Source organism: Rheinheimera sp. SA_1 (genome assembly GCF_001669775.1).
Lineage (GTDB): Bacteria > Pseudomonadota > Gammaproteobacteria > Enterobacterales > Alteromonadaceae > Pararheinheimera.
The window spans coordinates 246202-265743 of sequence record NZ_LXWK01000015.1 but is presented as its reverse complement, the minus strand read 5'-3'; the positions used below and the strand labels follow the sequence as shown (position 1 = coordinate 265743).

Sequence of the window (19542 nt, the reverse complement as noted above, 5' to 3'; positions counted from 1 at the left end):
TTTAATAGGGTTTCTCCTCATCGTGTCGGGCTCTGCGCACCATTGGCCAACATATCTGCCAACATGGCTTTGACCAGTTCCAGCCGTTCGGCGGTGGTGTTGGTAGCAATAGTAAACTTCAGTTTATTGCCACCTTCTAATTTGTAAATCCGCGATTGGGTCTGAATGAGTTTAATTATATAACCAGGTTGCACTAAGGTGCGCTCGGCGAATTCGATGCTGCCGCCTTTGCTGCTGACTTCCAACCGGCGGATCCCCAAGTGCTGCGCCTGATGTTTAAAGCCAGTAATAGCGACAAGATTTTTGGCTGCATCCGGCAATAAGCCAAAGCGGTCAATCAGTTCAACCTGAATTTCATCTAAATCGTGACTGTCTTGACTGCTGGCGAGGCGTTTATAGAACGATAACCGCAGGCTGACATCTGGAATATAGCTGTCCGGAAGTAGCGCCGGAATTTTTAAATCCAATTCTGTTTGCTGACTGAGCATGGCATCGAGACTTGGCTCACGGCCGTCTTTTAACGCTTTGACTGCTTCTTCCAACATTTCCATGTACAGCGTAAAGCCAACCGATTCAATCTGACCACTTTGGTCATCACCCAGCAATTCGCCGGCGCCCCGGATTTCTAAGTCGTGACTGGCGAGGGCAAAACCAGCGCCTAAATCTTCCAGCGCTGAAATCGCTTCTAAGCGTTTTTGCGCATCGCTGGTGAGCCGTTTGGGTGGTGGCGTCAGTAAATAGGCATAAGCCTGATGGTGTGACCGGCCAACCCGGCCCCGTAATTGGTGCAACTGTGCCAGACCGAAATTATCTGCCCGCTGAATGATAATGGTATTGGCGGTCGGCACGTCGATGCCGGTTTCGATAATGGTTGAGCACAGCAACACGTTAAAACGTTGATGGTAGAAGTCAGCCATCACCCGTTCCAGTTCACGCTCCGGCATCTGGCCGTGGGCGATGCCAATCATCGCTTCGGGCAATAATTCGGCGAGATCAGCGGCGGTTTTTTCAATACTGGCCACATCATTGTGCAGATAATAGACCTGACCACCACGCATTATTTCCCGCAGCACCGCTTCGCGAATGAGGCCAGTTTCATATTCGCGGACAAAGGTTTTTACCGCTAGGCGTTTGGCCGGTGGCGTCGCGATAATCGATAAATCGCGCATGCCGGATAACGACATATTTAAGGTGCGTGGAATAGGGGTGGCGGTCAGGGTCAGAATATCGATATTGGCTCTGAGCGCTTTGATTTTCTCTTTTTGCCGTACGCCAAAGCGGTGCTCTTCGTCGACGATTAACAAGCCCAGCTCGTGGAATTTAATATCGTCCTGCAGCAATTTATGGGTGCCGATCAGAATATCGACTTTACCGGCTTCGACATCGGCCAGAATGACTTTCTGCTCTTTAGGACTGATAAACCGCGACAACACTTCCACTCTGACCGCCCAATTGGCGAAGCGGTCACGGAAGTTTTCAAAATGTTGCTGCGCCAGTAAGGTCGTCGGCACCAGAATGGCCACCTGATGCCCATCATCAACCGCGACAAAAGCCGCCCGCATCGCCACTTCGGTTTTACCAAAACCCACATCACCACAAACCAGCCGATCCATCGCTTGTGGCGTTTGCATATCGTTCAGCACTGCGGTGATGGCATCTTGTTGATCGGCAGTTTCTTCAAACGGAAAACCATCAGCGAACTTTAAGTAATTGTCCTGATCGACTTTAAAGCCATAACCTTTTTGCGCCGCGCGCATGGCGTAAACATCCAGTAGTTCAGCAGCAACATCACGGACTTTCTCGGCGGCTTTACGCCGGGCTTTTTCCCAGCTGTCGTTGCCGAGTTTATGTAGTGGTGCATGGTCTTGATCGGCGCCGGAGTAACGACTCAGCAGATGTAAATTCGACACCGGCACATAAAGTTTGCTGCCACCGGCGTATTCAATAGTCACAAATTCGGCGGTGATGCCAGCGGCATCCAGTACCTGCAAGCCCTGATAACGACCAATACCGTGCTGTAAATGCACCACTGGTTGGCCTTCAGATAATTCGGCCAGATTGCGGATTATGGTGTCGCTGGACACTTGCTGGCTGTGCTTGCGACGACGGCGCTGGCTGATTTTCAGACCGAATAATTCGTTTTCACTAATGAGCGCAATATTGCCGCAATCTTTCAGCCAGACGCCTTGTTCCAGCGCGCCAATGCCGATGGCGATATCGTGATCGGAGGTGGCAAAATCCAGCCAGCTGTCAATTTGCGGTAAGCGAATACCGGCTTTTTGCACCAGTTGCAGCAAACTTTCACGCCGACCCTGCGATTCCACCAAAAACAACACCCGGCCACGCTGTTGTTTTTGCGCCAATACAAAAGCTTGTAAGCTGGCGAGTGGCTCGGTTTGTTGATGATTGACCGTTAAATCTGGCAGCAGCTGACAAGGCAAATTAGCCTGACCGGTTTTTTCCGGTAACACTGCGCGGGATAAGCGAATTCGTGGTCTTGGTTTGAGTTCAGCAAACAGTTCATCGACGCTGAAATACAGCTGCTGTGGTTTTAAAATCGGCCTTAATAAATCGATGGCCCGATCCTGATACCGTTTATCAACGTCCTGCCAGAAACGATGGGCTGCAGCTTCAATATCACCTAGTGCCAGCACCACCGTTTGATGCTGAAAAAAGCTTAATAACGACTCAGTTTTTTCGGCAAATAACGGCAAATAATATTCAATACCAGCGGGCAGAACTCCCTGACTCACTTGCTGATACAACGATTCTTTTTCATTACGCGCCGGAAATAATTCGCGATAGCGGCTACGAAAGCGCTCAATAGCAGCTTTATCCAGCGGAAATTCGTGTGCCGGTAACAGTTCGATGCTGGTGACTTGAGCGACTGTGCGCTGATTGTCCGGATCAAAGGTACGCAGGCCGTCAATTTCGTCATCAAAAAAGTCGATGCGATAGGGTAACGAGCTGCCCATCGGATACAAATCCAGCAAGGAGCCACGCACCGAAAACTCGCCGTGCTCCATCACCTGATCCACAGCGCGATAACCGACTTGGGTCAGTTGGCGTTTTAACGAGGTTAAATCCAGTCGCTGGCCCTTTTTAAGCACCAGACTTTGCGTTTGTAGATGGTTGTGCTCACAAAGCCGAAGCATTAGGGTGCTAACCGGCACGATGACCAGGCCCTGGGTTAAATGCGGCAGCTGATACAGCGTGCGCAGGCGCTGTGAAATAATATCCTGATGCGGCGAAAAAATGTCGTACGGCAAAGTTTCCCAGTCCGGGAAGCTATGAATAAGGCTGGCGTCACCCAGAAAGACCGATAATTCCTGTTCAATCCTCAGTGCCGTTGGGGTGTCAGGTACCACCAGTAAATACAACGCCTGTTGCTCGCGTAACAGCTCACTTAGTACCAGCGGCAGGGCAGCACCTTGTAGATTGCCCCAGCTTAATAAATCGCGGGTGTTGGAGAGTTGCGGCAGGCTGGCCAATAAATTGGCGGCGCTGTTTGCTTTGCGGGTTTGGGTACTCATAACAGGCCTCGCGCTAACTGCAGGTTCACGCTGGGTAACTTGACCAATGACACTTATACATTTCCTTGCGACTGACGTAATCTGGCTTTGGTTTTTAATTGTCTGGATTGCTCATGCAAACTGGCTCGCACCAGTACTTCGCGGTCTTCGTCGCGAATGCGGCTGACCACGCTTTGGATTAAATATTGGGTTGCTGGCTGTTGTTGCGGCTCGTTGGCATCGGTTGTTGCTTGTTCTTGCTCTTGCAACACGGAGTCCAACACTGTGGTTAAAAAGTACACCGCGCCATCAGTGCCGTTTAAAAACAATTTTACTTCCAGTGTCTGGCCGGCAGCTAGCGGTTGGTCACTTAAAAAATTCAGCGCCGAGCCGCCAAAACTTTGAGTGTTGCGACGATACGTTGGATCGTCTTGTTGGATCAGTAAATAACGCATCAACATATCGAGTTTTTTTGCTTGCGAGCGCAGATAAACCGCCAGATCTTCTGCCATTTCGCCCAGCTGCGACAAGGCTTTTAACGCCGAGCGATCTAAAGTTGCTTGTTCACTCGCCATCCGGAATGGCTCCGGGATCATGGTCAGAAAAAAATCTTCAGTGGGTAAAGGCGTCGACAAGGGTTTGATATTCGCCAGTACGGCCTGCTCGATGGCAAAATAGTCATGATACTGCTCACGCAGTTGATCCAATTGGCTCTGATCCATGTTTATCCTCGGCTCGCGGCTTGTAAGCGCCACGGTTTATCTTTATGATCACAATACTTTATCATTATCATTCACTGAAGTCCTGAGAAAAGGATGCAACTACCCATTCCGCTGTACATCGGCTTACGTTATAGCCAAAGTCGTAAAGGTCATGCCTTTTTATCCTTTATTACGCTGTTTTCCGTCACCGGGATCTTTCTTGGCGTGATGGCGTTAACCTTGGTCAGTTCGGTGATGAACGGCTTTGAAGCCGATCTGAAACGCCGTATTCTCGGGGTGTTACCCCATTTGGTGGTGTCGACCGAGAATGTTGCTGCAGGCGCCACCAGCCAAGACTGGCCTGCAGTGCTACTACAGCAAGATCCAACCATATTGCAGGTCAGCCCGTTTTTACAAACCGAAGCCCTGATCCAATCCAGCAAACAACTATCCGGCACCTTATTGCAAGGTGTTGACGTCAACCAGCTACCGCAGTTTTTACAGTCTTCATTGCAAATCGGCGATTGGCAGGAATTTGGCGCCGCCAGTTATCAGGTGATGTTAGGTTCGGCGCTGGCGGATAAATTGCGGGTGGATGTTGGCCAGAAAGTGCGGTTATTGTTGCCCTCCGGCGGCAGTTACACGCCGATGGGCTGGATGCCACGCCAGCGGGTCTTCACGGTCGCCGGGATTTTTCAAAGTGGCTCCGAAGTTGACAAAGTGGTGGCTGTACTGCGCCTCAAAGATTTACAACGGTTAAGTCCGGCGCCGCAGCAAAGCTGGCGGGTCAGCTTAGCCGAACCCTTTGATTCTCCGCGGTTGACACCATTGCTGGAAAGCGTAGCCGGTGTGACCAAAGTCGTCGATTGGCGGCAGACTCATGGCAAATTGTTTTCTGCGGTGGCGATGGAAAAAGCCATGATGTGGTTGATGTTAATGCTGATTGTCGCGGTGGCAGCTTTTAATATCGTTTCAGCGCTGGTGATGATGGTCACCGAAAAACAACGTGAAGTGGCGATTTTAAAAACTCAGGGCATGACCAACCGGCAACTATTTCTGGTGTTTGCGGTGCAAGGCATGAGCCATGGTGTAGTTGGTGCGGTCAGCGGCGGTATCGTCGGCTTGATTTTGTGTTATCAGCTCAATGCCATATTAGCGCTTTTAGGTTTACAACTGCTGCCGGGCATCGAATTACCGGTCGAAGTGCAACCCTTGCAGGTGTTGTCGATTGTACTGGCGGCTTTGGCATTAACGGCTGCGGCCGTGGTGTATCCGGCCTGGCGGGCAGTGCAGATTGAGCCGGCTGAAATTTTACGTGACGAATAACTGGAAGAACAACTGAATGTTGCGAGCAATCAATATTTGTAAAAGTTACCGCGATGGTAGTCATGTGACGCCGGTATTGCACAGCGTTAATCTGGACGTGCCAAGCCATCAGATGTTGGCGATTGTCGGCAGCTCTGGCTCTGGTAAAAGTACCTTATTGCATATTCTGGGCACTTTGGATCAGCAGGATAGTGGTGAACTTTGGCTTGCCGGACAAAATGTGGCGTTGTTGAGTGGTGTCGAAAAAGCGGCGCTACGCAATCAGCAGCTGGGTTTTATCTACCAGTTCCACCATTTGCTGATGGATTTTACCGCTTTGGAAAACGTAGCGATGCCGCTGCTTATTCGCGGAACCACTAAAGCGCAGGCTAATCAGCAAGCGACTGATATTTTACAACGAGTTGGCCTTGGCCATCGTATTGCGCACCGGCCAAGTGAGCTCAGTGGTGGTGAACGCCAGCGTGTCGCGATAGCGCGGGCGATGGTTGGTCGGCCAGGATTGGTGCTGGCGGATGAGCCAACAGGTAATCTCGATCATCAAACTGCGGAAAGCATTTATCAGCTGATGCGTGAGTTAAATCAGGAACTTGGTACCAGTTTTATTGTAGTGACGCATGATCGGATGCTGGCCAAGCGCCTTGACCGACAATTGTGGATGCAGGATGGACGGTTAGGGGACCTGCATGGCTAGTTTATCCTGGCAACTGGCGCGGCGTTATCGCCACACCCAAAATAGCAGCGCTTTTATTCGCTTTATTTCGGCATCATCGACCTGGGGTATTGGCCTTGGTGTGGCGATTTTATTGCTGGCGCTGTCAGTGATGAATGGCTTTGAGGCGGCGCTGAAAAACAAATTGCTGTCGGTGATCCCGCATGTGGAATTGCAGGCGTATGACGCGCCGATTGCCAACTGGCAGCCGAAATTACAAAAGTTAAGTCAGCAACCCGGCGTGGTGGCTGGGGCGCCTTTTATTCAATCAGAAGGCATGTTGCGACTGGGTAGCTCAGTAAAAGCGGCCTCAGTGCGGGGGATTGAGCTGGCTTATGAGAATCAAATCAGCCAGCTGCAGAATTTTGTCCGTGTTGGTGATTTATCCGCGCTCTCCGGCCACCAAATTGTGCTCGGGCAGGGGATTGCTGACGATTTAAAGGCCAAGGTCGGTGATTCAGTGCAGTTGCTGCTGCCGATGTGGTCAGAGCAAGGCGAGTTGGCGAGCCAGAAAAATGTCAGTTTAGAAGTGGTCGCTATTGTCGGCATTGGCGGACAGCTTGATTATCAACAAGTCTGGGTCGATATGACGGCGCTGGGCGAATGGCTGACCATTGCACCAGGGCATGTGGAAGGGTTGGCGTTTAAAATTGCCGATATTTTTGCCGCTGGTGATATCGCTCGTGAACTGGGCACTAAAACCAAAGATGTGGTGTATGTGTTGGATTGGTTTCGTACCCAGGGCCATTTATACCAGGATATTCAAATGGTTCGCAGCATCATGTATCTGGTGCTGGCGCTGGTAATTGCGGTGGCTTGTTTTAATATTGTGGCGACGCTGGTGATGGCGGTGCGGGAAAAAGAAGGTGATATCGCCATCTTATTAACCATGGGTACTAAACCTTCGGTGGTGATCCAGGCTTTTATGTGGCTGGGTTGGCTTAATGGGATTAAGGGAACCTTGGTCGGTGCTGTGGTTGGGGTATTGCTGGCCTGGCAAATCGAGCGGTTGTATCAGTTTGCGCATCAGGTGTTTGGCGTGCAACTGCTGGATCCAACCATCTATTTTATCGATTATTTACCTTCGGAAATCCACTTTTCAGATGTGCTGCTGACCGTGGGTGTGGCGTTAACACTGAGTCTGCTAGCGACTTTATACCCGGCGTTTAAAGCCGCCAAAGTGCAACCGGCATTGGTGCTGGGGCAACGTTAATTGCGCAGCTAACACAGGATTATCGTTGTCCTCGGCTTAGCCGACGGCGCTGCCAGCGTTTGGCGACGTGATAACGCCAGCCGTGGTGCATCACAAAAGCTGCCAGACTGGCCGTTAACACACCGGCCACCAGACAACCGGTTAAAAATGGCACACCGACGGTCTGTGCACTTTGCGCCAGCCAACTCCAGCTCACTTCAAAGGCAAAGTGCTGCTCTGGCAATCCCAGTAGAAAATTCCCAAACACATAACACAGATAAAAGATCACCGGCATGGTCAGCGGATTGGTGATCCAGACTAGTGCAATAGATAACGGTAAATAGGCATGAAAGCTGATAGCAAGGAAGGCTGCGACCACCATTTGAAACGGGATCGGCAGGAAGGCGCAGAACAAACCAACAGCGACGGCATTGCGGGCAGAGCGGCGGTTGAAGTGCCATAAATTGGCATCATGTAGCGCTGGCCCCAGCATCTGTAAAGATTTGTGTGCACGAAGCTTTTCAGTGTCGGGTTTAAATCGCTGTAACCAGGCGCTGAACATAGGGAATATTACTCATATAAATCAAACAACTATAATCAAAAAACTATAATCAAAAAACCGGTCCAGTTTTAATCACTCATCCAGTCGCTGGCGCTTCAGTTGGCGTTTTTTCCAGGCACGGCTGATATTCAGCCGCCACAGGCCATCAATAATCATCCAGGATAATGCTGAAACCACACTCGCAAAAATCAGGCTGCCGACTAAAAACGGTTTACCAACAGTATTGATACTGGCCATTAGCCATTCAAAAGTTGCATGAAATTCAACATCTTGCGGTGGGTGTCCCAGCACAAAAATACCGATGTTGTAACAAATATAAAAAATCGGTGCCATGGTAAATGGATTGGTTACCCAGCATAACGCCACTGAAATCGGAATATTCACCCGAAATAAAATGGCAAGGGCAACCGCCAGCACTGTCTGTCCCGGCATCGGCATTAAAGCTGCGAATAGCCCGGCCGCAAAGGCACCGCGCGCAGATCGACGATGCAAATGCCATAAATTCCCGTCATGAATAAACTTGCCGAAAATTTTCATCGATTGATGATTTTTAATCGAGTCTGGATCTGGCAGGTATTTTTTTATAAAGTTCTTAGGCATTACAACTCATTAACCAAAATGAAACATGGAACGTTTTTGTTTGGGCATTTTGACGGCTGCACTGGCATCTTTATGGCTGCCTGCTGTGCCAAACCCGCTATGGCCGCTGCTTCTGCTGTTGTCTGGTGTTTTGCTGCGCCAATTTTACTTGGCCGGCATTAGCGCATTTTTGTTAAGTCTTTGTCTGAATCATCAGCTTGACGACCAAGCCCGTCAGCAATTGCTGGCTGAGCATACCACATTCGTGGCTGGCACTATCATTAGCATCCCGCAATCCTATGACATTGGCAGCAGGTTTATATTACAGCTCCATGAAACTGTAAAGGATAAACCGCAACTGGCTGCCGGTCGTTTGCTGCAGATCCGCTGGCCGCAGACGGCCATTTCTCCCAAGCAAGGTCAGCGTTGGCAGTTTCAGCTAAAACTGCGTCCGGTGCGGGGGCTGGCCAATCCGGGGCGCGGGATCAGCGAAGCCAATGCGCTGGTGCAAGGTGTGCTATTACAGGGAACTGTCGTTGGCTCCGATGAGGTTGGCGCTGCAGAATATCTCGGTGGTACGGCCATTTGGCGACAGCAGGTGTACGATGCGCTGCAACAACAGCTTGCTGCGTATTCGACGGCACCATTACTCATCGCATTGACGGTGGGAGAGCGGCCATTTAGCGATGACACCTGGGACGGGCTGCAGGCAACGGGTCTGGCGCATTTAATTTCTATTTCTGGCATGCATATCGCGCTGGTGTTTGGCTGGCTGATGTTGCTAATGCCGCTGTGGCGGCAACTGCCCCTAACGGCGAAACAACGATATGTGCTGGGCTGGCTGACGGCTTTATTGGCAGCCTGGTTGTATTGCCTGCTGGCGGGTTGGGCGATCCCGACGTTACGCGCCATGCTGGCGCTGGCGATCCTGGTTGCGCTGAAACTATGTCACCGGCGTTGTAGTGGTTGGCGTTTTAGTCTGGTGCTGACGGCTGGGTTGTTATTGTGGCAACCGTATTGGCTGTTAAGTCTTAGTTTTTGGCTATCGGTGAGTGCTTTAGCTTTGGTGTTTTTGCTGGCGTGGCGTTATCCAATACCAACGCGACCATCAGTAACAGTCGCAACAAATGAAGCAACAACGGCATCTACCGCATGGCGAGCCTTCTCCTGGCGGAATGTATATTTGCGCACCCGGTATTTGCGAACCATGTTATGGCATTTTTTACGCTATCAACTGTTTTTCAGTTTGTTAATGTTGCCGCTGGGATTGCTGATTTTTGATGGGGTGGCGCCGCTGGCATTAATTTCGAATCTGCTGTTTGTGCCCTGGTGCAGCTTGTTGGCAATTCCATTGTTACTGATGGTTTTTTTATTACAGCAATTAAGCAGTGTGCCACTTGCCTGGTTGTGGCAAGGGATCGACTGGATTTATCAACCCTTGTGGTGGTGGCTCCAATATGCGGCAACCAGCGATGCCTGGTGGTCGCTACCCCAACAAACGCCTTATGTTGCGATATTGCTGGTCGCAACAGCCAGTTGTTGTTTGTTGCCTCATCGTTTGCTTGGCTTGACGCTGGCCGGGATTGGCTGTGTGCCGCTGGTGTACGCACTTTGGTTGCCAGTGTTGCCAAAACTACATCTGGTCGATGTCGGGCAAGGCACCGCAGTGGTACTGCAGCAGGGCAGGCACGGTCTGGTTTATGATTTAGGGCCGCGTTATGGTAGTTACAGCGCCACTAAGCAGCAGTTGTTGCCTTTTTTGCGTTATGTCGGGATCCGGCAGCTGGATTTTGTGCTGATTAGCCACGACGACAGCGACCACACCGGCGATCCGACCGTGCTAAAAGCCGCTTATCCAAAAGCCTTGTGGGTCTCGGATGTAAAGCGGCTACGGCCTGATTTAAATTGCCGGCAATTGCCCGGGCAGTGGCAACAGTTTCAGCTGCAGCAACTGTGGCCAGCCAAAGATGGCGTTGGGCGCAGTAAAAATGACAGTTCCTGTGTGCTGCTGGTCAGCGTAGGAGCGGTAAAAATTTTGCTGACCGGGGATGCCAGCAAAGAAGTTGAGCAGCAACTACGAAAACTTTATCCAACACTGAATGCCGATGTGCTGCTATTGGGACATCACGGCAGTCAGACTTCGTCATCGTTGCGGTTTTTGCAGCAGTTACAACCTTCGTTGGCGCTGAACAGTGCCGGTTGGCAAAACCCATATCGGCATCCGGCCACTGAAGTTGTAGCGACCTTAGGGTTGCTGCAAATTCCGCTGTGGAATACCGCAGAGCAGGGGGCGATTAGCCTGACTTTTTCCGATCAACAGCTGATTTTACAAAGTGTCCGTCATGGCAGGTTAGTGAAATGGCTGGAAAATCTGCCTGAGCATGCTGAAACTCGTACCACAACAAGGTAGAATGCCAAGGTTTTTCATGGTCAGGACGTTATTTTGACAGCACTTATCCAGAGTTCAACTTCGACTTTTAAACGATTATTCAGCTATTTGAAGCCCTATCGTGCCGGCTTTATTGTCGCTGTGCTTGGGATGATTGGCTATGCGTCAGTGGACGTATTTTTCCTGTCGGAGTTTGATCAGTTTATTGACCGTGGTATCACCCAGCGTGATATGAGTTATCTGGCCATGGCACCATTTTTTGTGGTGCTGCTATTTTTACTTCGTGGCGTGTTTCATTTTACTGCCAGTTATTGTCTGAACTGGGCTGGCACCCATATCGTCAAAGACTTACGCCAACAATTATTCAGCCAGATGATCGCCTTACCGGTCAGTTATCACGACAAACATTCCACCGGCGAAATGATTTCGCGTATTACCTACGACGCTGAACAAATTAAACAGGCGTCCAGTAAAGCTTTGGTGGTGTTGATCCATGAAGGCGCTTTTGTCATCGGCTTACTGGGGTTAATGTTTTATAACAGCTGGCAGTTGTCGGCGATATTTTTGCTGATTGCGCCGATTATTGCGGTCATCGTATCGGCGGTATCCAAGCGTTTTCGCCAGATCAGCAACAATATGCAAGGGGCGATGGGCGAAGTGACTGCCAGTGCCGAGCAGATGTTAAATGGCCATAAGGTTATTTTATCCTTTGGCGGTAAAGACATAGAAAATCAGCGTTTTATGGCGATCAACAACAAAAACCGCCGCTTGGATGTGAAGCTGGAATCGACCCGTGCGATCAGCGTGTCACTTATACAGTTTATCGCTTCATTTGCGCTGGCTTTTGTCATTTATCTGGCGAGTTTCCCGGAAATGCTTGACTCACTGACACCAGGCAAATTTACCGAAATGATCACTTCGATGATGTTATTGCTCAAACCGCTGAAACAGCTGACGACAGTCAATAGCGATTTTCAAAAAGGCATGGCCGCTGCGGCGACAGTGTTTAGCGTGTTGGATGAAAAAATCGAGCAGGATCATGGCACTATCGAACTGCCGCGCATTCAAGGTGATATTGAATTTAAACAACTTACTTTTGCTTATCCCGGCCATGACAAGCAGGTGCTGAAGGACATTAATTTTAGCGTGAAAGCCGGCCAAACCGTGGCTTTGGTTGGCAAGTCCGGTAGCGGCAAAACCACTATTTCCAGTTTGTTACCGCGTTTTTATGAAATTGAACAGGGCGAAATTCTGCTCGATGGCATCAACACCAAAGATTGCACTTTAGCCTCGTTACGTCGACAAATTGCCGTAGTGTCGCAACAAGTGGTGTTGTTTAACGATAGTATTGCCAACAATATTAGTTATGGTTATGACGGCGAATTAAGCCCCGAACGCTTATTGGATGTGGCGGAAAAAGCCCATGTGATGGAGTTTGCTGCGCAGATGCCACTTGGTCTCGACACCCAAATTGGTGAAAATGGCGTGACGTTATCCGGTGGCCAGCGTCAGCGCATCGCTATAGCCCGCGCCTTGTTACGTCAATCACCGATTTTGGTGCTGGATGAAGCAACCTCGGCGCTTGATACCGAATCTGAGCGCAAGATCCAGGCGGCGCTGGATGAGCTGCTTAAAAATCGCACGAACTTAGTCATTGCGCATCGATTGTCCACCATCGAAAACGCCGACCTGATTCTGGTGATGGAGCAAGGGCAAATTATCGAGCGGGGTAATCATCGCGAGTTGCTGGCGCAAAACGGTACTTATGCCAATCTGTACCGATTGCAGTTTGGCGAGTCGGCATGAATTCGCTGGAGCGCAGCTGGTATCAGCCGTTTGGCTGGAGCTGGTTATTGCTGCCATTAAGTCTGCTATTTGCAGTCTTAAGTGCCAGTCGGCGCTGGTTATTTAAAGCTGGTTTTAAAGTATCCCACCGGATGCCGGTGCCAGTGATTGTGGTGGGAAATATCACAGTCGGCGGCACTGGCAAAACGCCAATAACGCTGTGGCTTTGCGAATATCTGCAGGCGCAGGGGCTTAAACCCGGCATTGTCAGCCGGGGTTATGGCGTGAAGTTAACGTCCCCCAAACTGATTAATTTGCAAACTGATTCTGCGGCAACGGTCGGTGATGAGCCATTTTTATTGGCCTGCCGCAGTGGATGTCCGGTGGTGGTGTGTCCGGATCGGGTGGCGGCAGCAAAGCTGCTACATGCCACATCAGGCTGCAATATCATTATTTCCGATGACGGCCTGCAGCATTATGCGCTGGTGCGTGATCTGGAAATTATTCTGCTCGATGGCAGCCGTGGCATCGGCAATGGTTTACTGTTACCGGCAGGTCCGCTGCGGGAAGACGTCTGGCGACTGAAAAATGCCGATTTAGTGCTGGCGAACAGCAGCGCCAGCGCCCTCGCACACTGGACTTTTGACTTACAAGTTGAACCAGCCCGCAGCCTGAACGATGACAATAAAAAACTTCCCGCTGGCGCGCAAGTGACGCTGGTCAGCGGTATTGGCAATCCAAGGCGATTTACCCGAAGTGCAGCGCAAATGGACTATCACAGCAGCAGCGCGCATTTTTTTGCCGATCATTACGCCTTCGGCGCCGCAGATTTTGCCGATTTACCAGGCCCGATTTTAATGACCGAAAAAGACGCGGTAAAATGCCGAGCTTTTGCTGGTCCTGACTGGTTTTATTTGCCGGTTACCGCCCGTTTACCGCAACCGGCTATCGATGTGATTGCCGATAAATTGCAACAGCTCAGGAGTCGTTATGGCGTTTAATATTGCGTTACTGGACATTATTGCGTGCCCATTGTGTAAAGGCCGGCTGAAGCTGGATAAACCAAATCAGCAATTGATTTGCACTTTTGACCGGTTGGCTTATCCGGTGAAACAGGATATTCCAGTGCTACTCAGTTCAGAAAGCCGGGAATTATCACTACAAGAGATTGAACCATGGCTTTCGTAGTCGTTATTCCGGCACGTTTTGCCAGTACCAGGTTGCCCGGCAAACCACTGGCCGATATTGCCGGTAAGCCGATGATCCAATGGGTGTGGCAGCAGGCAATGCTAAGTGGTGCCAGTCAGGTGGTGATTGCAACCGACGATAGCCGGGTTGAGCAAGCCGCAATTGAGTTTGGTGCAACGGTCATCATGACCAGTGCCAGTCACAATTCCGGCACCGAACGTCTGGCTGAAGTGGTGAAAAAGCTGCAGTTATCTGCAGACACTGTGGTGGTGAATGTACAAGGCGACGAGCCTTTTATTCCGCCGGCAATTATTGGTCAGGTTGCAGCAAACCTGGCGGCACAGCAAAAAGCACGAATGGCAACTTTATCGGTGCCACTCTCATCTATCGCAGAAATTGCCAATCCAAATGTGGTGAAAGTGGTGACAGATAAACATGGCTATGCGCTGTATTTCAGTCGCAGTGCTATTCCATTTGACCGCGATCAGGCTTTTAGCGCTTCACTGGTGCAACATTATCGCCGGCACATTGGCATTTACGCCTATCGTGCTGGTTTTATTCAGGATTATATTAGCTGGCCAGTCTCTGCTTTAGAGCAGATTGAATGCTTAGAGCAGCTGCGGGTGTTGTGGCAAGGCGAAGCTATTCATGTTGCTGATGCCTTAGCAGTGCCGCCGGTTGGCGTCGATACACCGGCCGATTTAGCCCATGCGGTAGCACATGCCAAAACCTTGGTCCAAGTTTGATGCAGCCCATGGTGTTGGGAGTATCGGAAATGCCTGAAACTTTTGGCTTTAAACTAGTCGCAGAAACCGCAGATTTTGTGGTGCTGGATAAAGCGCCCGGTATCAGTTTTCACTCCGAAGATGGCGCCGGTTTAGTGGTGCAAGCTGCGGCTGAATTGGGTTATCCGCTTTTTTCGGTGCACCGGCTGGATAAAGTGACCTCAGGTTTAATTCTATTTGCTAAAAGTTCGGCTGCAGCAGCCGCACTTTCGGAGCTTTTTGCCACGCAGCAAATTCAGAAATATTATCTGGCGCTTAGCACCGGTAGAGTTGCTAAAAAACAAGGCTGGGTGAAAGGTGATATGGCGCCGGCGCGGCGGGGTGCTTATAAATTATTAAGCAGCATGCAAAATCCAGCGATTAGTTATTTTTTTTCGCACGGTTTTAATGAGGCGACCGAGTTACCGCCGCGCTGTCGGTTGTACCTGATTAAACCTTTTACCGGTAAAACCCATCAGATCAGGGTTGCGCTGAAGTCGGTGTCAGCGCCGATTTTGGGTGATGAACTGTATCAGGCAGAAGCCGCAGATCGGGTTTATCTGCATGCTTATGCCTTAAGTTTTACTTTTCAAGGCCAGCTTTATCAGTACCGACTGACACCCATGGTTGGTGCATTGTTTCAAAATCCGGCGGTGCAGCAGCAATTGCAAAATCAATGGGCCGAGCCCTGGTCACTGCAATGGCCGACATTGTAAATTACGGGGTCAGAGTCAATTGTTAACAGTCAAGCTGTTAACAATTGACTCTGACCCCTATGTTAACAAATTTAGAGACTTATACGCTGCGCAATAGCCAGCTGAGATGATGTGATGTCCGATTATCAATTACGTTTTGCCGGAATTGGCCGTTTGTACGGCGTTCGCGCGCTTGAATTTTTCCAGCAAGCTCATGTCTGTGTCGTTGGGATTGGCGGTGTTGGCAGCTGGGCGGCTGAAGCTTTGGCGCGCTCCGGAATTGGTGAAATCACGCTGATTGATTTAGATGATGTTTGTATTTCCAACGTCAACCGACAAATTCATGCACTGACCGACAGTATTGGTCAGGATAAAGTGGCGGTGATGGCGACGCGGATTTTACAAATTAACCCAGCTTGCAAAGTACACCAGGTGACTGATTTTGTTGCAGCTGACAACTTGTTCGAGCTGATGAAACCTGAATTTAGTTATGTCATAGATGCGATTGACGCGATTAAAGCCAAAACATCGCTGATTGCGCATTGTAAACGCAATAAAATTCCATTGGTGACTATTGGTGGTGCTGGCGGCCAGACCGATCCAACGCAAATTCAGCTGGCTGATTTAACCCAAACCATCAACGACCCACTGCTCGCCAAGGTGCGCAATAACCTGCGTCGTGATTACAATTACAGCCGCAACGTCAAACGGCGGTTTGGGATTGATGCGGTGTATTCAACAGAACAGCTGAGTTACCCCAAGGCCGACGGTGGAGTGTGTCAGGCAAAGCCTGAGATGCTGCGCCCGGAAGAGGGCGGTTCGATGCGGCTTGATTGCAGTGGTGGTTTTGGTGCTGTCACTGTGGTTACCGCGAGTTTCGCTTTTGTTGCGGTATCGCGGGTGCTGAAAAAACTGGCGGAAAAAGCGCAACAGACGGCAAACGCAGCAATAAAAGATCAGTCTACCGCCGAAGGTTAATTGTAACGTCGCCAGTCCGTCAGCCTGGCAATCCAGCTTGTTGGCTCAGTTTTTTCAGCACTGCATGCAAACCATTTTGCCGCGACGGGCTTAAATTTTGCTGCACACCTGGCAGGGCAAATAACTGTGAAAAGTTAATTTGCACAAGCTCGGTGTTGGTTAAACCATTGAGCTGACACAAAGCCAGCAGCACCAAGCCTTTGATAATACGTGCTTCGCTGTCAAAGGCCCAATAATGGCGACCGCTTTGTTGGTGATATTCATGTAGTAACCAGGCTTTACTATCGCAACCAGCAATTAAGAATTCATCCCGCTGCAAGTCGGTAGTAAAAGCGGGGACACCTTTACCGAGCTGCATTAAAATCCGATATTTGCTTTGCCAGTCAGTGGTTTGGATAAGGATTGGTAGTTGCTGCTGTTTGATTTGCTGCAGCGTTTGATCAGTGTCCACCATCAATAAAGTTAAACCAGTCATCAGCTTAAAATCTCCAGTACCTGGCGGACTGCAACTAAAGTCCGTGCAACATCCTGCGGCGTATTGTAAGCCGCTAATGACATACGCACGGCACCGGATTTGCCAATAGCGGCAAACAACGGCATCGCGCAGTGCGTGCCAGCGCGAACGGCTATCTGCTGCTGATTTAAAAGTGCAGCCACATCACTGTGATGCTCGCCTTTGATATTAAAGGCGATAATACCAGCGTTGTTTTGAAGCTGTGAAATTAACTCAATTCCCGAAAGTTGCTGCAACCCATGATGCAGCTGCTGTAAAAGTTGCTGTTTATGCTGGGCGATAGCGAGGTGATCCCATGGTTGTAACCAACGAAGCGCCGCAGCCAAGCCAATTGCGCCGGCAATATTTGGCGTGCCAGCTTCCAGCCGGTAGGGCAACTGATTCAAAGTGGTGCCGCTAAAGCTGACTTGCTGGATCATTTCACCGCCATAAAGCAACGGTCGAAGTAATTCGAGTTTAGGGCGCTTTCCATAAAGCACACCAATACCCGTTGGACCATATACTTTATGGCCCGAGAATACGTAAAAATCGCAGTCTAATTGTTGTACATCAGGCTGTTGCAGCAAAATGCCCTGTGCGCCGTCGATGATGGTGATGGCGCCGGCGGCTTTTGCTTGTTGCACCATGACTGCCACCGGCTGAATATGACCCAGCACATTCGAAACCTGAGCAATACTCACCACTTTCGGCTTTAGCGCCAGCAGTCGCTGATATTCGGCTACATCAAGTTGATGATTGGCATCCAGTGGGATTACATCCAGCAATACGCCAAGCTGCTCACAATGAAATTGCCAGGGCACGATGTTGGCGTGATGCTCAAGCGCGCTAATCAGCACCCGGTCGCCAGGGTGCAGCACAGTGCCCATCAAGCCATAGGCCAACTGATTCAGCGCCGCTGTGGCGCCGCTACACCAGATAATTTCTTCGCGGGCGCGGGTGTTCAGGTATTCCGCTACCGTATCACGCGCCTGTTCAAACTTTTGGGTGGCTTGTTGGCTGAGCTGATGGGCGCCGCGATGGACATTGGCGTTAAATGTCTGATAGAACTCAGCTTCTGCGCTAATCACCGCCGCAGGTTTATGCATCGTCGCGGCGTTGTCCAGATAAACCCAATCCGGCTGCTGATTAAAAAAAGCAAATTCGGCGCGAAAAGCCGTGAGATCAAAGTTCAAAGAAGGTCCTGCCGCATAACAATAAAGGCGCGATTTTGCCCTGTTTTAGCAGGCGCATCAACCCGACAATCAATAGACGAAAAAAAAGCGACCGAAGTCGCTTTATTCATTTCAAACGAAATTAACGTTTTTCGACTTTGATAAAGTCGCGGGCGGTGTAGCCTGTGTACAGCTGACGTGGACGGCCGATTTTGTGGCCTTTGTCCGACAGCATTTCGTCCCAGTGAGAGATCCAGCCAACAGTCCGGCTCATCGCGAAGATCACGGTGAACATGCTGGTTGGAATGCCGATGGCTTTCAGGATAATGCCTGAGTAGAAATCGACGTTTGGGTACAGTTTTTTCTCGATGAAGTACGGGTCTTCCAGCGCAATACGCTCAAGTTCCATTGCCACATCCAGCAGTGGATCTTTGATATTCAGCTCTTTTAACACTTCATGGCAGGTATCGCGCATCACTTTAGCCCGTGGGTCAAAGTTTTTGTACACGCGGTGACCGAAGCCCATTAAACGGAAAGAATCGTTTTTATCTTTGGCACGACGCACAAATTCCGGAATGCGATCCACAGTCCCAATTTCCTGCAACATTACCAGACAAGCTTCGTTGGCGCCGCCGTGTGCCGGGCCCCATAACGAGGCAATACCAGCTGCGATACAAGCATACGGGTTAGCACCTGAAGAACCGGCTAAACGCACTGTTGAGGTTGAAGCATTTTGCTCGTGATCGGCATGCAACATGAATATCCGGTCCATCGCTTTGGCGACAATCGGACTCACGTCATAATGCTCGGCTGGTACCGAAAACATCATGTGCAGGAAGTTTTCGGCGTAGCTTAATTCGTTGCGCGGGTACACAAATGGCTGTCCCACAGTGTACTTATACGCCATCGCCGCAATCGTTGGCAGTTTAGCGATTAACCGGTGCGCCGAGCGTTTACGTTGCTCTGGATCGTTGACGTTTAAATCTGAGTGGTAGAACGAAGACATCGCACCAACGACACCACAAAGCATCGCCATTGGGTGTGCATCAACGCGGAAACCCTGGAAAAATGATGCCAGTTTTTCATGCACCATAGTGTGACGGGTAATCACGTGAGTGAAGTTGTCGTATTGTGCTTTGGTTGGCAGTTCGCCTTCCAGTAACAGATAACAGGTTTCCAGATAATCCGACTCAACGGCTAACTGCTCAATCGGGTAACCACGGTGTAATAACACGCCGTTGTCGCCGTCGATGTAAGTGATTTTAGATTCACAAGAGCCTGTCGACATAAAGCCCGGATCGAAGGTGAAGTAGCCATGTTGACCCAAGGCCCGTACATCGATGACGTCAGTGCCTGCCGAGCCCGAATAAATTGGCAGTTCGATTGGCGCCAGGCCATCGATATGCACGACAGCTTTTTTATCAGCCATTGGATTTCTCCTGTGTTGTTATTGGTTTAACCGGTAGAAATTCTTATTCTACCCGCAACTGGGACCTA

Annotated in this window: 17 protein-coding genes; 10 read left to right on the top strand and 7 right to left on the bottom strand. The window is 50.1% G+C overall.

The window, feature by feature from the left end:
• Positions 1 to 17: 17 nt before the first annotated feature.
• Positions 18 to 3533 (bottom strand): transcription-repair coupling factor, encoded by a 3516-nt coding sequence (gene mfd / locus A5320_RS08445; RefSeq protein ID WP_068063459.1) that lies wholly within the window; start codon positions 3531 to 3533, stop codon positions 18 to 20.
• A 53-nt stretch (positions 3534 to 3586) separates the two neighbouring features.
• A complete protein-coding gene (locus A5320_RS08440; RefSeq protein WP_068063458.1) occupies positions 3587 to 4234 on the bottom strand; it encodes a hypothetical protein in 648 nt (215 codons plus the stop codon).
• Between the two features lie 93 nt (positions 4235 to 4327).
• Between A5320_RS08440 and A5320_RS08435 the strand changes: the two genes are divergently transcribed.
• The 3 genes from A5320_RS08435 to A5320_RS08425 are packed head-to-tail and all read left to right on the top strand — an operon-like array spanning position 4328 to position 7461.
• Positions 4328 to 5539 carry a lipoprotein-releasing ABC transporter permease subunit gene (locus A5320_RS08435; RefSeq protein ID WP_068063457.1) on the top strand — a complete coding sequence of 404 codons (1212 nt, stop codon included), beginning with the start codon at positions 4328 to 4330 and terminating at the stop codon, positions 5537 to 5539.
• Positions 5540 to 5555: 16 nt separating this feature from the next.
• Positions 5556 to 6230: a lipoprotein-releasing ABC transporter ATP-binding protein LolD gene (gene lolD, locus A5320_RS08430; protein WP_068063455.1), complete on the top strand. Its 675-nt coding sequence runs from the start codon at positions 5556 to 5558 to the stop codon at positions 6228 to 6230.
• Complete coding sequence (locus A5320_RS08425) at positions 6223 to 7461, top strand: lipoprotein-releasing ABC transporter permease subunit (protein WP_068063452.1); 1239 nt, start codon at positions 6223 to 6225, stop codon at positions 7459 to 7461. Before lolD ends, A5320_RS08425 begins: the two co-directional genes overlap by 8 nt.
• 19 nt (positions 7462 to 7480) lie before the next feature.
• Here the strand turns inward: A5320_RS08425 and A5320_RS08420 are convergent, their stop codons facing one another.
• Positions 7481 to 8002, bottom strand: a complete 522-nt coding sequence (locus A5320_RS08420) for a DUF2062 domain-containing protein (RefSeq protein ID WP_068063450.1) — start codon at positions 8000 to 8002, stop codon at positions 7481 to 7483.
• 72 nt (positions 8003 to 8074) lie between these two features.
• Positions 8075 to 8602, bottom strand: a complete 528-nt coding sequence (locus tag A5320_RS08415; protein WP_068063448.1) for a DUF2062 domain-containing protein — start codon at positions 8600 to 8602, stop codon at positions 8075 to 8077.
• Positions 8603 to 8627: 25 nt separating this feature from the next.
• Here A5320_RS08415 and A5320_RS08410 point away from each other — a divergent pair, with 25 nt between their 5' ends.
• The 7 genes from A5320_RS08410 (at position 8628) to tcdA (ending at position 16380) form a co-directional block, all read left to right on the top strand.
• Entirely contained in the window at positions 8628 to 10991 is a 2364-nt protein-coding gene (locus A5320_RS08410) for a DNA internalization-related competence protein ComEC/Rec2 (protein WP_068063447.1), read from the top strand.
• Positions 10992 to 11024: 33 nt separating this feature from the next.
• Positions 11025 to 12776 carry a lipid A export permease/ATP-binding protein MsbA gene (gene msbA, locus A5320_RS08405; protein ID WP_068063445.1) on the top strand — a complete coding sequence of 584 codons (1752 nt, stop codon included), beginning with the start codon at positions 11025 to 11027 and terminating at the stop codon, positions 12774 to 12776.
• Positions 12773 to 13756 (top strand): tetraacyldisaccharide 4'-kinase, encoded by a 984-nt coding sequence (gene lpxK, locus A5320_RS08400; protein ID WP_068063443.1) that lies wholly within the window; start codon positions 12773 to 12775, stop codon positions 13754 to 13756. Before msbA ends, lpxK begins: the two co-directional genes overlap by 4 nt.
• Positions 13746 to 13943, top strand: coding sequence for a Trm112 family protein (locus A5320_RS08395; RefSeq protein WP_068063442.1), 198 nt, complete (start codon positions 13746 to 13748; stop codon positions 13941 to 13943). The genes lpxK and A5320_RS08395 overlap by 11 nt, the downstream gene beginning before the upstream one ends.
• Positions 13931 to 14689 carry a 3-deoxy-manno-octulosonate cytidylyltransferase gene (gene kdsB, locus A5320_RS08390; protein ID WP_068063441.1) on the top strand — a complete coding sequence of 253 codons (759 nt, stop codon included), beginning with the start codon at positions 13931 to 13933 and terminating at the stop codon, positions 14687 to 14689. Before A5320_RS08395 ends, kdsB begins: the two co-directional genes overlap by 13 nt.
• Before the next feature lie 29 nt (positions 14690 to 14718).
• On the top strand, positions 14719 to 15423 hold the full coding sequence (locus A5320_RS08385; protein WP_068064763.1) for a pseudouridine synthase: 705 nt from the start codon (positions 14719 to 14721) through the stop codon (positions 15421 to 15423).
• A 114-nt stretch (positions 15424 to 15537) separates the two neighbouring features.
• On the top strand, positions 15538 to 16380 hold the full coding sequence (gene tcdA / locus A5320_RS08380) for a tRNA cyclic N6-threonylcarbamoyladenosine(37) synthase TcdA (protein ID WP_068063440.1): 843 nt from the start codon (positions 15538 to 15540) through the stop codon (positions 16378 to 16380).
• Between the two features lie 19 nt (positions 16381 to 16399).
• Here tcdA and A5320_RS08375 read toward each other — a convergent pair whose 3' ends face one another.
• The 3 genes from A5320_RS08375 to A5320_RS08365 form a co-directional block, all read right to left on the bottom strand.
• Positions 16400 to 16855: a SufE family protein gene (locus A5320_RS08375; RefSeq protein WP_068063438.1), complete on the bottom strand. Its 456-nt coding sequence runs from the start codon at positions 16853 to 16855 to the stop codon at positions 16400 to 16402.
• Positions 16855 to 18066 carry an aminotransferase class V-fold PLP-dependent enzyme gene (locus A5320_RS08370; RefSeq protein ID WP_068063437.1) on the bottom strand — a complete coding sequence of 404 codons (1212 nt, stop codon included), beginning with the start codon at positions 18064 to 18066 and terminating at the stop codon, positions 16855 to 16857. The genes A5320_RS08375 and A5320_RS08370 overlap by 1 nt, the downstream gene beginning before the upstream one ends.
• Before the next feature lie 121 nt (positions 18067 to 18187).
• Positions 18188 to 19474, bottom strand: coding sequence for a citrate synthase (locus tag A5320_RS08365; protein WP_068063436.1), 1287 nt, complete (start codon positions 19472 to 19474; stop codon positions 18188 to 18190).
• Positions 19475 to 19542 lie beyond the last annotated feature (68 nt).